This is a genomic window from Bradyrhizobium sp. UFLA05-89, from assembly GCF_059803475.1.
The window spans coordinates 42,350-57,863 of the sequence record NZ_JBANBA010000055.1 but is presented as its reverse complement, the minus strand read 5'-3'; the positions used below and the strand labels follow the sequence as shown (position 1 = coordinate 57,863).

General features: G+C 64.4%; 14 protein-coding genes. 7 read left to right on the top strand and 7 right to left on the bottom strand.

Features of this window, described 5'->3' with window-relative positions; genetic code table 11:
* Positions 1–164: 164 nt before the first annotated feature.
* From SO139_RS25925 to glgC, 3 genes are read right to left on the bottom strand one after another with little or no spacing between them, the layout of a single operon-like run.
* A complete protein-coding gene (locus tag SO139_RS25925; protein WP_449384641.1) occupies positions 165–425 on the bottom strand; it encodes a SemiSWEET transporter in 261 nt (86 codons plus the stop codon).
* A 55-nt stretch (positions 426–480) separates the two neighbouring features.
* Entirely contained in the window at positions 481–1,935 is a 1,455-nt protein-coding gene (gene glgA, locus SO139_RS25920) for a glycogen synthase GlgA (protein WP_449384642.1), read from the bottom strand.
* Entirely contained in the window at positions 1,926–3,194 is a 1,269-nt protein-coding gene (glgC, locus tag SO139_RS25915) for a glucose-1-phosphate adenylyltransferase (RefSeq protein ID WP_449384643.1), read from the bottom strand. The genes glgA and glgC overlap by 10 nt, the downstream gene beginning before the upstream one ends.
* A gap of 245 nt (positions 3,195–3,439) precedes the next feature.
* On the opposite strand from glgC, the gene SO139_RS25910 reads away from it, so the two are divergent.
* Positions 3,440–3,886: a hypothetical protein gene (locus SO139_RS25910; protein WP_449384644.1), complete on the top strand. Its 447-nt coding sequence runs from the start codon at positions 3,440–3,442 to the stop codon at positions 3,884–3,886.
* A gap of 228 nt (positions 3,887–4,114) precedes the next feature.
* Positions 4,115–4,570, top strand: a complete 456-nt coding sequence (locus tag SO139_RS25905) for a hypothetical protein (RefSeq protein WP_498540807.1) — start codon at positions 4,115–4,117, stop codon at positions 4,568–4,570.
* Positions 4,571–4,665: 95 nt separating this feature from the next.
* On the opposite strand, the gene SO139_RS25900 is transcribed toward SO139_RS25905, so the two are convergent.
* Positions 4,666–4,827: a hypothetical protein gene (locus SO139_RS25900; protein ID WP_449379004.1), complete on the bottom strand. Its 162-nt coding sequence runs from the start codon at positions 4,825–4,827 to the stop codon at positions 4,666–4,668.
* Between the two features lie 193 nt (positions 4,828–5,020).
* On the opposite strand from SO139_RS25900, the gene SO139_RS25895 reads away from it, so the two are divergent.
* Positions 5,021–8,104, top strand: a complete 3,084-nt coding sequence (locus tag SO139_RS25895; protein WP_449379003.1) for an ATP-binding protein — start codon at positions 5,021–5,023, stop codon at positions 8,102–8,104.
* On the opposite strand, the gene SO139_RS25890 is transcribed toward SO139_RS25895, so the two are convergent.
* The 3 genes from SO139_RS25890 to SO139_RS25880 all read right to left on the bottom strand — a co-directional run bounded on the left by SO139_RS25890 (position 8,085) and on the right by SO139_RS25880 (position 10,968).
* Entirely contained in the window at positions 8,085–9,176 is a 1,092-nt protein-coding gene (locus SO139_RS25890) for a catalase family protein (protein ID WP_449379002.1), read from the bottom strand. The genes SO139_RS25895 and SO139_RS25890 overlap by 20 nt on opposite strands.
* Positions 9,177–9,330: 154 nt before the next feature.
* A complete protein-coding gene (locus SO139_RS25885) occupies positions 9,331–9,717 on the bottom strand; it encodes a hypothetical protein (RefSeq protein WP_449379001.1) in 387 nt (128 codons plus the stop codon).
* A gap of 264 nt (positions 9,718–9,981) precedes the next feature.
* Positions 9,982–10,968: an ABC transporter substrate-binding protein gene (locus tag SO139_RS25880; protein ID WP_449379000.1), complete on the bottom strand. Its 987-nt coding sequence runs from the start codon at positions 10,966–10,968 to the stop codon at positions 9,982–9,984.
* A gap of 488 nt (positions 10,969–11,456) precedes the next feature.
* Here SO139_RS25880 and SO139_RS25875 point away from each other — a divergent pair, with 488 nt between their 5' ends.
* Genes SO139_RS25875 through SO139_RS25860 form a run of 4 tightly spaced genes read left to right on the top strand, consistent with a single transcriptional unit; the run spans position 11,457 to position 15,514 of the window.
* The gene (locus SO139_RS25875) at positions 11,457–12,560 is read left to right on the top strand and encodes an ABC transporter substrate-binding protein (protein ID WP_449378999.1); all 1,104 of its coding nucleotides are present in this window, start codon (positions 11,457–11,459) and stop codon (positions 12,558–12,560) included.
* Positions 12,538–13,551 carry an ABC transporter permease gene (locus SO139_RS25870; protein WP_449378998.1) on the top strand — a complete coding sequence of 338 codons (1,014 nt, stop codon included), beginning with the start codon at positions 12,538–12,540 and terminating at the stop codon, positions 13,549–13,551. Before SO139_RS25875 ends, SO139_RS25870 begins: the two co-directional genes overlap by 23 nt.
* The gene (locus SO139_RS25865; protein WP_449378997.1) at positions 13,545–14,336 is read left to right on the top strand and encodes an ABC transporter ATP-binding protein; all 792 of its coding nucleotides are present in this window, start codon (positions 13,545–13,547) and stop codon (positions 14,334–14,336) included. Before SO139_RS25870 ends, SO139_RS25865 begins: the two co-directional genes overlap by 7 nt.
* Positions 14,330–15,514, top strand: a complete 1,185-nt coding sequence (locus SO139_RS25860; RefSeq protein WP_449378996.1) for an acyl-CoA dehydrogenase family protein — start codon at positions 14,330–14,332, stop codon at positions 15,512–15,514. The genes SO139_RS25865 and SO139_RS25860 overlap by 7 nt, the downstream gene beginning before the upstream one ends.

Below are 15,514 nucleotides of genomic sequence, written 5' to 3'. Positions count from 1 at the left end.
CGACGATGTCCGTGCTGTACTGCTCTCATCCAAAGACGTACCGTGCGGATGATTTTATGACACAGTAAGATTAGGGCGGATTAGCTTAGCGTAATCCGCCATCAGGCCGCGACAAAGCTGGCGGGTTACGCTGCGCTAACTCGCCCTACGGATGCGCGTAACCTTCACCCATATTTCAGCTTCATGACGAGTATGCCGCCGGCGAGCACCATGGTGATCGCGTTGGCGGCGACCAGCGGCGCGTCGCCGGAGAGCAGGCCGTAGATCAGCCAGAGTGCAAGCCCGAGCAGCATCGCGAGGAACATGCCGAGCGAGATGTCCTCGGTCGAGCGGGTCTTCCAGACCTTGATGAATTGCGGTGTGTAGGCGAGGGTCGTGCAGGTTGCCGCAGCGAACCCGAGCAGCTTAACGATGAGCGGTTCCATGGTGGCCGCCCTATAGCACGGATTCGTTGATGGAAATGCGTCTGTTGACCCATCATTACCGGCGGGCTGCCATGATCGTGCGATAGAGCGCCGCATAGTCGCCCGCCCGGTTGCGCCAGGAGACGTCGGTCGTCATGCCGCTCAGTTGCAGCCTGCGCCAGGTCAAACGGTCATGGAAGGCGAGGTTCGCCTTGCGCAGCGCGGCGGCGAGCCCCTCCGCCGTCACCGGCCCGAACTTGAATCCGGTCGCGTCGTGGCCGCTGCTATCGGCCTCGCCGATGTCGACCACCGTGTCCGCAAGCCCGCCGACGCGCGAGACGACCGGCACGGCGCCATAACGAAGCGCACAGAGCTGGGTGAGACCGCACGGCTCGAACCGCGACGGCACGAGGAGCGCGTCGGAGCCCGCCTGGATGAGGTGGGCAAGGATCTCATCATAGCCGATCACGACGCCGATGCGCCCGGGATGGGCGCGTGCCGCGGCCAGATAGCGGTCCTGGAGGTCCGCATCGCCGCTGCCGAGCAGCGCGAGCTGCATGCCTTCGCCAAGAATCGTCGGAATGATTTCGAGCAGGAGATCGAGACCCTTCTGCCAGGACAGCCGGCTGATCACGCCGAGCAGAAGCGCATTCGCCGACGGCGTGAGATTGAACTGCTTCTGCAGCGCTGCCTTGTTGGCGGTCCGAACTTGCAGCTCCTTGGCGCCAAAGCGATGGGCGATGTGCGGGTCGGTCTCGGGATTCCAGACGTCGATATCGATGCCGTTCAAGATCCCGCTGAGCACGCCGGAGCGTTCGCGCAAGAGGCCGCCGAGTCCCATGCCGCCCTCGTCACCCTGAATCTCCCGTGCGTAGGTCGGCGACACCGTTGTGATGCGGTCAGCGAACTGCAAGCCGGCCTTCAGGAAGCTGATCCCGCCAAAATATTCGACGCCGCTGAGGCTGAAGGAGTCCGGCGGCAGGCCGAACGAAGCAAGCATCTCGTAGGCGAACTTGCCTTGATAGGCCATGTTGTGAATGGTCATCACGGTCCCCGGGCGGGGACCGCCGGCATAGTGCAGATAGGCTGGTAGCAATCCCGCCTGCCAGTCGTGCGCATGCACGACGTCAGGTACGAACGAAGGGACGAGGCCGAGGCCGATATCGGCGGCGACGCGCGACAGCGCCGCAAAGCGCACGCCGTTGTCGGGCCAGTCGGTCCCCTCCGCGGTGACGTAAGGGTTGCCCGGCCGCTCGTAGAGATGTGGTGCGTCGAGCACGAAGAGGTCGAGCTCGTCATGTGTACCCGCGAGCAGGCGCGCAGGCCCACCGAAATAATCCGGCCAGCGCCGGATTTCCTCCGTCTTCGGCAAGGCCCGCAAGACGGCCGGATAACCCGGCAGCAGCGTCCGCATCTCGACGTCATGGGCTTTCAATGCGACCGGCAGCGCGCCGGCGACATCGGCAAGGCCGCCGGTCTTGATGATCGGATAGATTTCCGATGCGACCGCGAGAACGCGCGTCAACGCCATGCGTTCAGCCTGTCGATCATCGGCTGGGTAATGAGCGAGACGCCCTGTTCGGTGGTGCGGAACCGTTTTTCGTCGAGCTCCGGATCCTCACCGACGATGAGTCCTTCCGGAATCTCGACGCCACGGTCGATCACGACGTTGCGCAGCTGCGCACCGCGGCCGACATTCACGTAAGGCATGATCACGGCATTCTCGACATTGGCATAGGAGTTGATGCGCACGCCCGTGAACAGCAGCGACCGCCGCAGCGAGGCGCCGGAGATGATGCATCCGCCCGATACGAGCGAGCTCACCGCCTGTCCGCGCCGGCTCTCCTCGTCGTGCACGAACTTGGCGGGAGGCGTGATCTCCGCATAGGACCAGATCGGCCATGAGCGGTCGAACAGATCGAGCTCCGGCACCACGTCGGTGAGATCGATGTTGGCGGCCCAGTAGGCGTCGACGGTGCCGACGTCTCGCCAATAGGCGCGCGGGTCGTCGCCGGACCGGACGCACGAGCTCGAGAACTGGTGCGCCACCGCGCGGCCGTTCTTGACGATATAGGGAATGATGTCCTTGCCGAAATCATGGTTCGAGTTCGGGTCGGCGGCGTCACGCTTCAGCTCCTCGTACAGGAACTTGGCGTCGAAGACGTAGATGCCCATGCTGGCGAGCGACATGTCGGGCTTGCCGGGCATCGGCGGCGGGTCTTTCGGCTTCTCGAGGAAGGACTGGATGATGCCGTTTTCGTCGATATGCATGATGCCGAAGCCGCTGGATTCCGCGCGTGGCATTTCGAGGCAGCCGACGGTGACGTCGGCGCGACTGTCGACGTGCTGCCGCAGCATCACCTCGTAATCCATCTTGTAGATGTGATCGCCGGCGAGCACCACGATGAAGCGTGCGCCGTGCGACTCGATGATGTCGATGTTCTGGTAGACGGCATCGGCCGTGCCGACATACCACATCGTCTCCGAGACGCGCTGGCTCGCCGGCAGGATGTCGAAGCTCTCGTTGCGCTCGGGCCGGAAGAAGTTCCAGCCCATCTGAAGATGCCGGATCAGGCTGTGGGCCTTGTATTGGGTGGCGACCGCGATGCGGCGGATGCCGGAGTTCACGGCGTTCGACAGCGCGAAGTCGATGATGCGGGATTTGCCGCCGAAATAGACCGCCGGCTTGGCACGCCGGTCGGTCAGTTCGAGAAGACGGCTTCCTCGTCCGCCGGCGAGAACGAAGGCCAGGGCCTGGCGCGCGAGTGGCTCATTTCCAACACGGTTCATTCTGTCCTCCCGGGGGCCCCGTTTTTATCGCCCCGAAATTTCCCTCGCGGGAAGCCGGTGGCGCCTGCATCGAAGCAGAATTCTAGCGGCACGGATAACAATTCGGAAAGTGCCCTGTTGGTTGCCATAGGTCGTGGCCGCCCTGCGGCTCGGCTTTTTCGCTTGCCAAGTCTTCCCGATCGACCCGAAAGGGTGGTAGGTTGCGGGGTATTTCAGATCGCTTTCATATTTTTTGGATTTATACGATGCCCTGCGCCAACGAGATGTTTGGCCTGCTGCGACTGCTTTCAGTTGGGCTGGCTTACCTGACCGGCACCCCGGATCACCCCGTACAGCAACGCGATCTCGCCGAGGCCTGGCAGGTCCTCTCGCCCTGCGCGGAGACCGCCTCCTTCGACGGGGCGTGGGCCCTGTCATTGAAGGAGAACGGCACCGCCATCGCCAGGAGCGATCGCCATGCGCAGCTGCTGCAGGGCCGCTGGGAGATCGTCGATGCGGGGACGCACAGCTATCGCATCGACGTGCTCGCCTTCGGCAATGATTTCGTCGTGGTCCCGACGGCGGCTGGCTGCCTGCTCGGCTCGGGCACGCTCAGAAACGTCGATCTGCACCAGAGCTGGTTTACGCATGGCAGCCGCGAGGCGGGCGATCTCGTGGCATCGGCGACCGATCCGGGCGTGAGGACGAAGTAGCCGCTTCGAGCGCGCTTGCCGGCGTTGGTCCTGCGGCATTTCAGCGCTCGATGCAGAGCTGGGACGATCCGTGCCGGCTTTCTGGGATTTGAGGCGGTCGGGATCGACGACGCGCCGGGATGCCTTGTGCGGTGCACGCAAACGGATGCTTTGATTCAGCGCAAAGATGCCGGATCATGCGGCGTGCGACCCTTTTGCCAAACGAAATGTCAGACAGGGAGCAAGGTGATGAGTATCTGGAAAACGGCAATAGCCTGTTCGCTCGCCGGTGCTGTCATGGCCGGCCAGGTGCAGCAGGCCACGGCAGCGCCAATGCCAACCAATGTGGCGACGATGAAGGCCATGGTCTCCGACGACGTCACGCAAGTGTACTGGCGCGGCGGATGGGGCTGGCGCGGCGGCGGCGGATGGGGCTGGGGCTTGGGAGGGCTTGCTGCCGGCGCAATCATCGGCGGCGCCATCGCAAGCAGCGCGCCTTACGGCTACTATGGCGATCCGTATTACGGCAGCCCCTATGGCTACGGCGGTGGCTACGCGCCAGCCTATTACGGTGGCTACGCCTATTCGCCCTACTATTCCTATCCCCGCTACTACCGCCCGTATCGACCGTATTACGGCAACAGCTATGGCTACTACCGGCCCTACCGCGCCTGGCACCGCCCCTACTATCGCGGATATTGGTGATCGCGAGAGGGCAGCTCCGACGGGGCGGCCCGACCGAGGCTCGGCGCTCGGGCTGTCTCGCGCGAGCGGGTAACGGCGGCGCTATCCGTCGCTGATCATGGCAGACGCGCGATGATCGCAAGGCCGGCGTCGATGACGATCGGCTCCGACGACGAGAAATAGACGGCGGCAAGCACGCAGACGATCGCGTAGACGAATACGAACCAGCCTTCGCAATTGCGGGTTGAAAAAATACCTCTGCGGTATGGAAGTGGCATGGTCAACTCCCTGCCAAAATATGGGCATCGACTGCCCTGATCGAAAAAGACAGCGTGATGAAATGCTTTCTGGTGATGTCCACGACATCGCCAGGCGCGACGCTAAGGCGAAGAACCGCCTGGAGTCCTTAAGCTGTCCTTACATTTGACTGAGCTTTCTCTTAAGCTCGGACAACATCCGGAGGTCGCGGCCGTGCGGACAGACGAGCTCGCCTTTGGTCAGTTTCGGCTCGACCGCGCCAATGCGCTGCTGTGGCGCGGACCGGAGCGCGTCGTGCTGGCGCCGAAGCCCTTCGAGGTCCTGTGCTGCCTCATCGACCGTCCGGGCGAGCTCGTCACGAAGGAAGAGCTGCTCGACGCGGTCTGGTCGGATCTGCATGTCAGCGAGTCGAGTCTCGCGGTCGCCATGAATGCGCTGCGTGCGGCTCTTGGTGACGACAGGCAGTCGCCCAGCTACATCGAGACGGTCACGCGACGCGGCTACCGCTTCATCGCCCCCGTCACCACCACGGCATCGTCGGCCGCCGAGCCGGAGGAGCCGTCCGAGGACGTCATCGACCGCAGGCGGCAATGGCGTGTCGGACGCACGACGGCGCTCGAGACACTCGACACCGCGCTACAGAAGGTTCGCGCCGGGCAGCGTCAGGTCGTATTCATCACCGGCGAAGCCGGAATAGGCAAGACGACGCTCGTTCAGATGGCTCTCGATCGCATGGCGGGCGAGAGACCCGGTGTGCTGCATTGCGGTTGCAACGAATTGTTCGGCACCCATGAGGCTTTCCTGCCGCTGATTGAAGCCCTCAACGAGCGATGCCGCGGCGAGGGAGACGCCGCAATGCTCGCCGCCATTCGCGAGCACGCGCCGACGTGGCTCGCCCAGATGCCGGGTTTCTTGGGTGAAGGCGATCGCGTCGCCTTCCAGCAGGAGGTTTTTGGCGCGACGCGGGAACGCATGCTGCGCGAGTTCGCCGATCTTTTGGAGAGCATCGCCGCGAAGCGGCCCTGGATCATCATCCTGGAAGACCTGCACTGGAGCGACTTTGCCACCGTGGATGTTCTGTCGCGCCTGGCGCGGCGGGACCGGAAGGCTGCGATCCTCGTTCTCGCCACCTACCGGCCAATGGAAGTCGCCGTCGGCGGACATCCGGTCAAGACCGTCCACCAGGATCTCCAGATCCACGGACATGCAACCGAGCTCGCGCTCGATCGGCTGACGGGCAGCGACGTCGAGCGCTACCTCGCCCTGCGCTTCAACTCGGCCGAACTCGCCGGCGAGCTGGTTGAGCGCATCTTCGCGCGGACCGAGGGGCAGCCCTTGTTCGTGACATCGCTCCTCGATCATCTCGTTGCCCAGGGCGTGCTCGTCGAGAATAGCGACGGATGGCGACTGGAGCGTGAGGAGGCGGCCTCGCATGACAGCATGCCGCGCGATTTGCAGGGCATGATCGCGCGGCAGATCGACCATCTCACGGCCGAGGAGCGCAGCCTGCTCGAGGTCGCGAGCGCGGCAGGGGCCGAGTTCTCGGCGCTGCACATTGCGGGCGCGCTCGATCGAAGCGTGCTGGACGTGGAGCAGATGTGCGAAGAGCTGGCGCGTGCCGGCCGCATCATCCTCGTGGCCGGCTCGATTGAATGGCCGAGCGGAGAGGTCTCGGGCCGCTACGCGTTCCAGCACGCATTGTACCAGGAGATGCTGTACCAGCGGCTGGCGCCGGCCCGACGCGTGAATACCCACGTGCGGCTCGGTGTCAGTCTCGAGCGCGGCTATGGATCGCAAGTGGCGGAGGTCGCCTCGGTGCTCGCGCGTCACTTCGAGCTCGGGCGCGATTTTCCGAAGGCGACGCGCTATCTCGCCATGGCGGCCGAGGGTTCGGCGCGACGCTTCAGCACGCGCGAGGCTGCGAACTACCTCACGCGTGCCCTGGATCTCGTGCCGCATCTGCCGACGGACGTGCAGGTGCCGACGCGCCTGAAGCTGCTGCTGCAGCGCGCCTGGGCCTGGCGAGCCGGCGGCGACTTCCTGAACTCGCTGCAGGATCTCAGCGCGATCGTGGCCCATGCAGCTGAGAACGGCCTCGTTCGGGAGGAGGTGAACGCGCTAGTCGATCTCAGCAGGTTCTGCCTCTACATCGATCGGCGACGATGTCTGCCCTTCGCCGAGCAGGCACTGGCGAAGAGCCGGGCGATCGATGACGCTGCATTCGCTGCCCTGGTTAGGGGCAACGTCGCCAATCTGAAGTTGATGCTGAGCGGCTGGAGCCGCGAAGACGCCGAGTTCTCGGAGCAGGCGTCGGCACTGATCTCGGAAACGCAGGACCTCAGCATGCGGCTGCGGCGCTGCTCCATGGAAATGGTGCTCGAGTTCCTGAGGTCGAACTATCCGGCCTGCATTGATGCGACGAGCAGGGGCAAGCGGCTCGCGCGCATGCTCGGCGACGTCTACCTCTTCGTGCTCTATGAGTCCGTCGAAGCGTTCGCCTCGCTTTATATGGGCGAATGGGGGACGCTGCGGCAGAGCGTTCGCTCTGCGCTTGCCATCGCGGAGCGGAACGCGAATCCGCAGGCGCGCGCCTTGTGTCAGCTCACGATCGGGTGGCTCCACGCCGCGGCGCAGGACCATGAGACCGCGGCGCGGAATGCGGAGGAAGTCACCGGCCCGATGCTCGAGGCAAACCCGTTCACCTTCTTCCTGGGCAGGAATTTATTGGTGCGTGCCCATCTCGGGATGCGCAACCTCACCTTGGCGCGGCAGCATCTCGATGCCGTCGAGCGGCGGATGGCGGTCGACGGCGTGCCGATCGAGTCGCTGGTCATGCCGCAGTACCTGCTGAACTGCTGCGAGTACTGGATCGAGGCAGACGACCTCGACCAGGCAAGGGCGGCAGCCAGCCGGTTTCACGAGGTGACGAGCGCGGCGCCCGATCGGCCGTTCCTCGCGCTGTGTCAGGAGGTGATGGGGAGAATTGCCCTGCTGAGTGGCGATGCGGAGATCGCCAGACGGCACTTGTCCGAGGCCGTCTCGACCGTTCGCCATGCCGGGCTGCCCTACGCGGCTTGGCGAGTCTACGCCTCGCTCGCGGAGTTTTACGCAAGCCGTGGAGAGGCACGGAAGGCAGCGAACTGGAGAGGTCGCTCGACCAAGGTCGTGAATTCGCTTGCGTGCTCGCTCGCGCCAGACGAACCGCTGCGCTCGCTGTCATTCTTCGCCCGCGCCGAGATTGCCAGTACGGCGGACAGTTGCCGCCGCCAGGCTGACGTCAATCGGGAAACTCGCTGATATCTTGCGGTTCTCTGGGCGGCGGGATCGGTCCGTTCTGCTTATGCCGGCGCTCGCGAGACGCGCGATAGGCATCCCTGCGTAGCCGCATGATCGAGCCGAGCGGCTGATGATCGGCCAGGCAACGCCAGGGATCGAACGACAGGACGTCGTTGGCGTAGTCGCGGCGAGTAGCGCTGTTGGTGGCCTGCGAAGGGAGGGTGATCTTGCCCAGCGGTTGCGGTACCGCGACACCCTCTGGCCAGTCGATCGAAGAATCCTCGACCGGCGTGCGTGTCAGGTCGGTGCAGAGCTGCGCACGCAGCTCATATTCCGCGAAGTTCTCCCGAAAGAACTCCGTGACCGAGTCCCGCACGATTTCGTCGCCGTCATGGCAGGGCTGACCGGCGAGCTTGCGCACGGCATCCGAGACCGGCACCGCCCGGATCCTCGCGATATAGTCGCCGAAGCGGAGCGTGCCCTCGGTGTGAAAGGTTTCGCCGAGAATGTTGTTGCCGGGGTCGCCAAGCGCCTTCGCAAGCAGTGGAATCGAGACGCCAGTCGCGTTCGAAACCGTGATGGCGATGCGGGAGAAGAAACCCACGATCCTGAATCCGATGTCGGGAGTGTTCAGGTTGCGCTCGACGTTGCGCTGGGCTGCCAAATAAGCCTTGGCATCGGCCATGTAGCTCGGGTGATTGACGAGAAGGAAATCCTGGTTGGTCGAAGTGTCATCCACCAGCGCCTTGTCGCCGGACACGCCAAGCACCTTGATCGCCATGCCGCGGGGCGCGCGAACGCGATCGCTCTTGAGCCCGAAAGCGGTGGAGAGGCGTACGATGATCGGATAACGGGCGGGCTTTGCGAACAGGCCCTGGCGCAAATGCGCTGGCAGATTGTCGTACACGGTCAATTCGCCGCGCAGGAAGCCGACGCCTTTGGCATGCTGCTGGCGAATGCCGTGGTGAAATCGCTTGAAGGTGGCGTCGCTGGTCCGCTCGATCGAGGCGACGATGTCCCGGACGGCGTCGGCCTCTTCGGGACTCGGTTGCTCGACAGAGGGGTCGTAGCGAAGATATTGATCGGCTGCCATGGCGCTGATCTCCAGCCCGCGGGGTCTCCTGCCTCTTGCGAACGTGGCGACCGCCGGGCGAATTCCATTGTAAGCGCGTGCCTGCCGCGCGAGCAACCGGAACACGAATTCCGGTTGCTCTGACGCCCCCTTCCGTCGCGGCTTGCAGTCGCGGCTATTGCGCGACGCGCTGCGATGCGACGCGGTTCTCCTGGTGAACCTCGCTGCGGCGCTCAGGCGTCGTGCACACCTTGTCGCCGTAATACGCCTCGCGCCAGACATATCCCGACTGGCATGTGTCGCTGCCGGGTAGATGCCGGCTGGCGGCCCTTGCGTTCTCGCTTGCGACGACGCTCCTTGACTCCGGCGTGACGCAGACGAGGTCGCTCGGAACGGCGACCCGCCATACATAGCCCGAGGCGCATTCCATCGCCGCCATGGCAGGGCTGGTCGAGGAGATGCAGGTCGTCAGGAAAGCATAGAGGGCGGCGATCCGGTAGCGGTTCCAGACAGTGTTGTTGTCCGAATGCGAGGGAGAAGGTGTGGGTGATGAAATGGTCATGGATCAAATCCTCCTGAAATACGGCGCCACGCGGCCTCCGATTGATGCGGAGGAGGCATGGACGTCACCGGAGGTGATGCTAGGGCCGAGGCAGCCCGCGAGTCCTTAAGCGGGCCTTATCTTCTTCTCATCTTTTTCTTAAGCGTAGCCGCTCTCACAGTGAGAACCAGACCATCGCCGCCATGCAGGCGAGGTGCGCCAGCACGATCGCCGCGAGGTGAAGCGGTCCGGCCTTGAAGAACGGACCGCTCATCTCCGGGCTCCTCAGTTCGATCCTGCCGCGGCCGCCGTGAAGCTGCGGTCGACGGCCTGGCTGACGTCGAGCTTCTTCGGCAGGATGCCGTAACGGGTGGCGCGGTCGGAGGCCTCCTGCACCTCCTTGACCACGTTCTCGTCAATCACGATCGGGCTGGTGCGCTGCGCGGTGTAGGCGCTGAGCAGCACGTCCTCCGGCAATTTGGTCAGCTCGGCAGTGTTCTTCGCATACTCACTGATGTGATCGAGCGACCATAGTCGCGCCTTGCTGAGGCGCTGCAAGAAATCCTGCACGGCGGCGCGCTTGCTGGCGATGGCACTGTCGGAGGCGACGATGAAGGTGATGGTCGGTGTCAATCCTTCGCCGTCGGCGATCACGCGCGCCTTGTCCTTCAGTGTCGCGAACGAGATGTACGGCTCCCATACCGCCCACGCATCCACCGAGCCTGCGACGAGCGCGATCTTGGCGTCGACCGGGCCGAGCGGCGCAAAGGTCGCGTCGTCGAGCTTGATCTGCGCCTTCTCGAGCGTCGCATCGATCAGGAACTGGCCCCAGCCGCCGCGCGTGCCGGCGAGGCGCTTGCCTTTGAGGTCGGCGGCCGACCTGATCGGTGAATCCTGCCGCACGAGGATGGCCTGCGTCTTCGCGTCCGATTTGGTGCCGCCGATCGCCTTGATCGGCGCGCCCGCGGCATAGACCGAGAGAAAGGAGAGATCGCCGGTGTAGCCGACGTCGAGCGCGCCGGCGTTGAGCGCTTCGAGAATTGGTGCCGCCGCGGGAAATTCCGACCATTCGATTCTGTAGGGCAGATCCTTGGCGTAGCCGGAGATGTCGAGCAGCGAGCGATTGCCGCCCTTCTGATCGCCGACACGCAGCACGACCGTGTCGGCCGCGAACGATGCGGCAGCCGTCGAGAGGGTAATGGCGGCGGCGATCAGCGATGCTGCAAGCCTGCGCGTGAGGGAGTGATCGCGGGAGTCGGAGTTGATGCTCATAAGATGCTTCTTGTTCTTCCTGGCTCACATGGCGTGAGCGACGATGCAGTGGGATGATCAAGTCTATGAGCGGAGAGGCCGCAGTCAATGAAACGGCCAACCGAATTGCACGCACTCGCCAGAAGGACCTTTCATTGAACGGGTGCTCACGAGAAGGCGATGTGCGCGACGGCAGATATGCGTGAAGATTGTGCAGGCGATGGGTAGCCAGAGCGGTGCGTGATTACAAGCAGATCGCACCGAACTCGAAGAAAACGTTTCGTCGTCGATGCGTGCGTCGGTGGAGAGAATGACTGTGCTGCTCGCAACATTCGAAATTCCATTTCATTGACGATGCGGCCAACGCGCCGCATCATTTGCGCATCGCAGTGAAGAGGCGAGGGATCGCCTCGAGAAATTTTTTCTCCTAACGCAGCTCCGCACGGAACATGCGCAACGTGATGCGTTGCGTGGGGACGGAGCTTTGGGGCAATGAGGGGCCGAAGCAAATGGATAGCAACGAGAACAAGCGCGGCGGATCGGGTCTTGATCGGCGCCATTTGCTCCAGGCGGGTTTCGCTGCGGCCTTCGCGGCGCCACTCGGGGCCATCGGTGCGCAGGCCTTTGCGCCGCGCGCGATCACGCCGGCGATCGATTTCAACGAGTTCCCGCTGTGCCAGACGTCCTCCGATGCACCGGCGCTCACCGGGGCGCCGCGCAAGCTCAAACTGTCGTGGAATGCGGGCGCCGTTTGCCTCGCGCCGGTCCCCGTGGCGATCGAGCACGGCTTCTTCCAGAAACAGAATCTCGACGTCGAGCTCGTCAACTATTCCGGCTCGACCGATCAGCTCCTGGAGGCGATCGCGACCGGCAAGAGCGACGCCGGTCTAGGCATGGCGCTGCGCTGGCTGAAGCCGCTGGAGCAGGGCTTTGACGTCAAGATCGCGGCCGGCACCCATGGCGGCTGCATGCGCGTGCTGTCGCGCGCGAATTCCGGCGTTGACAAGCTTGCGGATCTCAAGGGCAAGATCGTTGCCGTGGGTGATCTCGGCGGCCCCGACAAGAATTTCTTCTCGATCCAGCTCGCAAAGCTCGGTATCGATCCGACCAAGGACGTCGACTGGCGCGCCTATCCCGGTAACCTGCTGGATGTTGCGGTCCAGAAGGGTGAGGTGCAGGCTTTCCTGTCATCCGATCCGCTCGGCTATCTCTGGCTCAAGGACGGTCAGTACAAGGAAGTCGCCTCCAATCTCGACGGCGAATATCGCGACAAGAGCTGCTGCATCTTGGGCTTGCGTGGCAGCCTGGTGCGCGACGAGCCGCAGGTCGCTCGTGCAATCACGCAGGCGCTGTTGGATGCAGCGATGTTCTCGTCGCAGAATCCGGAAAGGGCCGCAAAGTCGTTCCAGCCGTATGCGCCGAAGGCTGCGACGCTCGCCGACATCGAAGGCATGGTGCGCTACCACACCCATCATCACCATCCCGTCGGCGAGGCGCTCAAGCGTGAGCTCAAGGCCTATGCGGACGACCTGAAGAGCGTGCAGGTCTTCAAGCAGAGCACCGACACCGCCAAATTCGCGGAGCGCATCTATGTCGACGTATTCGCTGTCTGACGGCGTTGCCTCCGGCGCGCCGCGCGGGGTCGCGCTTTCCGGCTGGTTGAAGGAAACCGGCCCCGGCGTCGCGGCGAGCCTCGCCTGGATCGCCTTCGGCCTGTCCTGCCTGTGGTGGGAGGATGTCGGCGACTGGTCGCGCACGCATTCGCTCGGCATCGCCGCCTTCATCATTGCCGCCTTCGCCCTGTTCGGAACGGTCGGCGTCGACTATCTCGGCCCGGCTGGAAGTGCCTTGCGCAAGCGTGCGCCGTGGCTGCTGGCATTGGGCCTGTTCCTGTCGGTGTGGGAGGTTGCCACTGCAAAATTCGCCTGGTTGCCGTTGCCGTTCTTCCCGCCGCCGCAGGCGATCATCGAGGTCTATACCGACGATCTGCCGAAGCTGCTCGACAGTGTCATCGCCTCGGTCAAGCTGCTGACCGGCGGCTATCTGATCGGCGCGACGATCGGCTTCCTGACCGGAGTCTCGATCGGCTGGTCCCGCTCGGTCGGTTATTGGGTGCATCCTGTGCTGCGGTTCATTGGTCCGGTACCGGCGACCGCGTGGTTGCCAATCGCCTTCTTCACCTTTCCGTCGAGCTGGAGCGCCTCGACCTTCTTGATCGCGCTTGCGACCGGCTTTCCCGTGACGGTCCTGACCTGGTCGGGCGTCGCAAGCGTCAGCAGCGCCTATTACGACGTCGCACGTACGTTAGGTGCCAAGCCGTCGTTCCTGGTGCTGAAGGTCGCAATCCCGGCGGCGCTGCCACACGTCTTCGTCGGCCTGTTCATGGGGCTCGGCGCATCGTTCGCCGTGGTGGTCACGGCCGAGATGATCGGCGTCAAGGCGGGGCTCGGCTGGTACCTGCAATGGGCGCAGGGCTGGGCCGCCTACGCCAACATGTATGCGGCGCTGATCGTGATGTCGCTGCTCTGCTCCGGCGCGATTACGCTATTGTTCGCGATCCGCGATCGCTTTCTGGTGTGGCAGAAGGGGACCGTGAAATGGTAGCGACGGCCGAAGTCATCACTTATCCCGCCGCCGGTGCCGCGCTCGACATAGAGCAGGTGAGCCACGCCTTTGACATCGACGGCACCGAGCTTCCGGTGCTCACGGATGTCAGCATCGCAGTCGAGCCAGGCGAGTTCGTCGCGCTGCTGGGTCCGTCCGGCTGCGGCAAGTCCACGTTGCTGCGGCTGGTCGCGGGCCTCGAGAAACCGCGGGCAGGCGCCTTGCGCGAGGATGAGACCCGCATTACGCACCCGCATCCCTCGCGCGTGGTCGTGTTCCAGGATCCGACACTGTTTCCCTGGCGCACGGTCTGGGACAACGTTGCGCTCGGCCTCGAAGCGCAGGGCATTCTGAAGAGCCAGCGTTCGCGCGTCGATGCCGCACTCGATCTCGTCGGGCTGTCGGAGTTTCGCAACGCCTATCCGCATCAGCTCTCCGGCGGCATGGCGCAGCGCGTAGCGCTCGCGCGTGCGCTCGTCAACGATCCAAAAATCCTGATCCTCGACGAGCCGCTCGGCAAGCTCGACTCGCTCACCCGCATCACCATGCAGGCCGAGCTCGTCTCCCTGTGGCAGCGCAAGGGCTTTACGACGCTCCTTGTGACGCACGATGCGGAAGAGGCGCTGTTCCTCGCCAACCGCGTCATCGTGTTCAGCGAGCGTCCGGCGCGCGTCAAGGCCGACATCCGCGTCGACCGGCCCTATCCGCGCCACCGCGGCGATCCCTATCTCGCGGAGCTGCGCCGCCAGATCCTCGGCCTGCTGGGGCTCGACGCCACATGGTGACACCGCAGGGCAACTCGGCCGCAAAAGGCCGCGCGGCGCAAGGCGAGCCGGACTGCATCGAGCGTGCGCAGGGCCTCGCCGCGGTCTTCGCCGGTCGTGCCGCCGAGCACGACCGCGCGGCCAGCTTTCCCTTCGAGAATTTCAAGGAGTTGTCAGAAGCCGGCCTGTTGTCACTGACGGTGCCTGCCGCGCTCGGCGGTGCCGGTGCAGGCGTGCGCTTTGCGACGCGGATCGTCGGCATCATCGCCCAGGCAGATCCGTCCACCGCGCTGGTGCTCTCGATGCACAGCATCAACCATCTGGTGATGGCGCGCAGCCCGACCTGGCCAGGCCGCCTGTCGCGCAAGCTCGCCCGCGAGACGGTGGAGGGCGTAGCGCTGGTCAACGCGCTGCGCGTCGAGCCGGAGCTCGGCTCGCCCGCGCGCGGCGGCCTGCCTGCCACGATCGCGCGACGGACCGAGACCGGCTGGCGCCTGTCCGGACACAAGATCTATTCGACCGGCGCGCCGATCCTGAAATGGTACCTGGTCTGGGCGAGGACCGACGAGGCGGAGCCGCGCGTCGGGCAATTCCTGGTGCCGGCAGGCCTGCCGGGCACGCGCATCGTCGAGACCTGGGACCATCACGGGCTACGCGCCAGCGGCAGCCACGACGTCATCTTCGACGACGTCGTATTCCCGCTCGATTACGAGGTTGATGTCCGCAGACCTGCGGACTGGCGTGGGCTCGATGCCACGCAGGCCACCACCCATACCGTCTTCATTGCCGCGATCTATGACGGCGTCGCGCGCGCCGCGCGCGACTGGCTGATCGACTTTCTGAAGACGCGTGTGCCCTCCAGCCTCGGTGCGCCGCTTGCGACGCTGGCGCGCGCCCAGGAGGTCCTCGGCGCCATCGAAGCCCGGCTCGCCGTCAATGCCCGGCTGATCAATTCGTTCGCCGGCGACTTCGATGACGGTGTCGAGCTGTCGGCATCGGAGTCCAACGCGATCAAGCTCACCGTGACCAACAATGCGGTCGCGGTGGTCGAGGATGCGCTCTCACTCACCGGCAATCACGGGCTTAGCCGCACCAACCCGCTGGAGCGGCACTATCGCGACGTGCTGTGCGGCCGCGTGCACACGCCGCAGGACGATTCGACGCGCATTGGCCTTGGCCGTGCCGCGCTGGGACTTTGA

Coding starts and splice junctions, on each gene's coding strand:
- SO139_RS25925 (WP_449384641.1), bottom strand. CDS start 425: ATGGAACCGCTCATCGTTAAGCTGCTCGGGTTCGCTGCGGCAACCTGC.
- glgA (WP_449384642.1), bottom strand. CDS start 1,935: ATGGCGTTGACGCGCGTTCTCGCGGTCGCATCGGAAATCTATCCGATC.
- glgC (WP_449384643.1), bottom strand. CDS start 3,194: ATGAACCGTGTTGGAAATGAGCCACTCGCGCGCCAGGCCCTGGCCTTC.
- SO139_RS25910 (WP_449384644.1), top strand. CDS start 3,440: ATGCCCTGCGCCAACGAGATGTTTGGCCTGCTGCGACTGCTTTCAGTT.
- SO139_RS25905 (WP_498540807.1), top strand. CDS start 4,115: ATGAGTATCTGGAAAACGGCAATAGCCTGTTCGCTCGCCGGTGCTGTC.
- SO139_RS25900 (WP_449379004.1), bottom strand. CDS start 4,827: ATGCCACTTCCATACCGCAGAGGTATTTTTTCAACCCGCAATTGCGAA.
- SO139_RS25890 (WP_449379002.1), bottom strand. CDS start 9,176: ATGGCAGCCGATCAATATCTTCGCTACGACCCCTCTGTCGAGCAACCG.
- SO139_RS25885 (WP_449379001.1), bottom strand. CDS start 9,717: ATGACCATTTCATCACCCACACCTTCTCCCTCGCATTCGGACAACAAC.
- SO139_RS25880 (WP_449379000.1), bottom strand. CDS start 10,968: ATGAGCATCAACTCCGACTCCCGCGATCACTCCCTCACGCGCAGGCTT.
- SO139_RS25875 (WP_449378999.1), top strand. CDS start 11,457: ATGGATAGCAACGAGAACAAGCGCGGCGGATCGGGTCTTGATCGGCGC.
- SO139_RS25870 (WP_449378998.1), top strand. CDS start 12,538: ATGTCGACGTATTCGCTGTCTGACGGCGTTGCCTCCGGCGCGCCGCGC.
- SO139_RS25865 (WP_449378997.1), top strand. CDS start 13,545: ATGGTAGCGACGGCCGAAGTCATCACTTATCCCGCCGCCGGTGCCGCG.
- SO139_RS25860 (WP_449378996.1), top strand. CDS start 14,330: ATGGTGACACCGCAGGGCAACTCGGCCGCAAAAGGCCGCGCGGCGCAA.